General features: G+C 71.2%; 1 protein-coding gene. It reads left to right on the forward strand.

Features of this window, described 5'->3' with window-relative positions:
* Positions 1-29: 29 nt before the first annotated feature.
* Complete coding sequence (gene tkt, locus J5X86_RS50105) at positions 30-2078, forward strand: transketolase (protein ID WP_208523222.1); 2049 nt, start codon at positions 30-32, stop codon at positions 2076-2078.
* Position 2079: the final 1 nt, after the last annotated feature.

Here is a 2079-nt window from a genome sequence, read left to right on the forward strand (position 1 = left end):
CCATCGAGCGCACGGAGGGCGGCGTAGCCATGACCGACCTGGACACGCTGTCGGTGAACACGATCCGCGGACTGTGCATGGACGCGGTGCAAAAGGCGAATTCGGGGCACCCCGGAACGCCGATGGGGATGGCGCCCGTCGCGTACACACTGTGGCAGCGGTTTCTGCGCTTCGACCCCGCCGATCCGATCTGGCCGAACCGCGACCGTTTCGTGCTCTCCGAGGGCCACGCCTCCGCCCTGCTCTGGTCGCTCCTGCACCTGACCGGCGTCCGCACGGTCGACCCCGAGTACGAGGTGCTGGGCCGTCCGGCGGTGACCCTCGACGATCTCAAGTCCTTCCGGCAGCTCGACTCGCGCTGCCCCGGCCACCCCGAGTACCGGTGGACGAGCGGCGTCGAGACCACCACCGGCCCGCTCGGCCAGGGAGTCGCCACCTCCGTCGGCATGGCGATCGCCGGCCGGTGGCTGGCGGCGAGGTTCAACCGCCCGGACTTCCCGCTCTTCGACTTCGACGTGTACGCGCTCGCCGGGGACGGCTGCATGATGGAGGGCGTCTCCTCCGAGGCGGCCTCGCTCGCCGGACACCTGCGGCTGACCAACCTGTGCTGGATCTACGACTCCAACCGGGTCACCATCGAGGGCCACACCGACATCACCTTCACCGAGGACGTCGCCGCCCGCTTCCTGGCCTACGGCTGGAACGTGACCACCGTCGCCGACGCCAACGACCTCGACCGGATCAGCCGCGCCTTCCACACCTTCCGGGCCGAGGCCGCACGCCCGACCCTGATTCTCGTCCACAGCCACATCGGTTACGGCTCACCGGTCGAGGACTCACCGAAGGCACACGGAGCGCCGTTCGGGCCGGAGGGGGTCAGAGCCACCAAGCGCGCCCTCGGCCTGCCACCCGACGCCGACTTCCACGTACCCGACGGTGTGCCCGACTGGTTCGCACGGGGCATCGGGGCGCGTGGCGGACAGTTGCGCAGCCACTGGGAGAAGACGTTCGACGCCTACCGCGGCGCGTACCCCGAGCTGGCCGACGAATTGGAGCGCATCCAGCGCCGTGAGCTCCCGGACGGCTGGGAGACCACGCTGCCCACCTTCCCGGCCGATCCGAAGGGCCTGGCAAGCCGCGACTCCTCGGGCCAAGTGCTGAACGCGGTGGCCAAGGCGGTGCCCTGGGTCCTCGGCGGATCCGCCGACCTGACGCCGTCGACCAAGACCCGCCTCACCTTCGGCGGCGCGGGCGACTTCCAGCCGTATGACCACGCCGGGCGCAATCTGCACTTCGGCGTACGGGAACACGCGTCCGCCGCCGTCGCCAACGGAATGGCGCTGACGAAGCTCCGCCCGTACTGGTCCGGGTTCCTGATCTTCTCCGACTACGCCAAGGCGGCTATCCGCCTCTCCGCGCTGATGGAGATCCCCACCGTGCACATCTTCACCCACGACTCCATCGGCGTCGGCGAGGACGGCCCCACCCACCAGCCCGTCGAGCAGCTCGCGGGGCTGCGCGCCACGCCCGGACTGCTGGTCTTCCGCCCCGCCGACGCGAACGAGGTCGCCGAAACGTGGCGGGTGGTCGCCGGCCTCCGCCGGGAGCCGGCCGCGCTGGTCCTCTCCCGCCAGCCCCTTCCCACCCTCGACCGCACCCGGCTCGGCGCGGCCACCGGTGTCGCGTGGGGTGCCTACGTCCTGGCGGACGCGGACCGGGGCGAGCCCGAGGTGATCCTGCTCGCCACCGGCTCCGAGGTGGCGCTGGCCCTGGCCGCGCACGAGGAGCTCACCGCCGAGGGCATCGCGTCCCGGGTGGTGAGCATGCCGTGCTGGGAGCTGTTCGACCGTCAGCCGCGGGAGTACCGCGACCAGGTGCTGCCACCCGCGGTCACCCGAAGGGTCGCGGTGGAAGAGGGCTCCACCTTCGGCTGGGACCGGTACGTCGGCCACGGCGGGGCCATCGTCGGAATGCACACCTTCGGCGCCTCCGCACCCCTCAAACAACTGCTCACGAAGTTCGGATTCACCCCCGAGCGCGTCGCGCAGGTGGCGCGCGAACTGGTGGCCCCGGGCTGAG

Origin of the sequence: Streptomyces sp. NEAU-YJ-81, assembly GCF_017592595.1 — a bacterium.
In the GTDB taxonomy this organism is placed as follows: Bacteria; Actinomycetota; Actinomycetes; order Streptomycetales; family Streptomycetaceae; genus Streptomyces; species Streptomyces hygroscopicus_B.

Bases quoted from the DNA above. Each gene is read 5' to 3' on its own strand.
- tkt (WP_208523222.1), top strand. From the start codon at position 30: ATGACCGACCTGGACACGCTGTCGGTGAACACGATCCGCGGACTGTGC.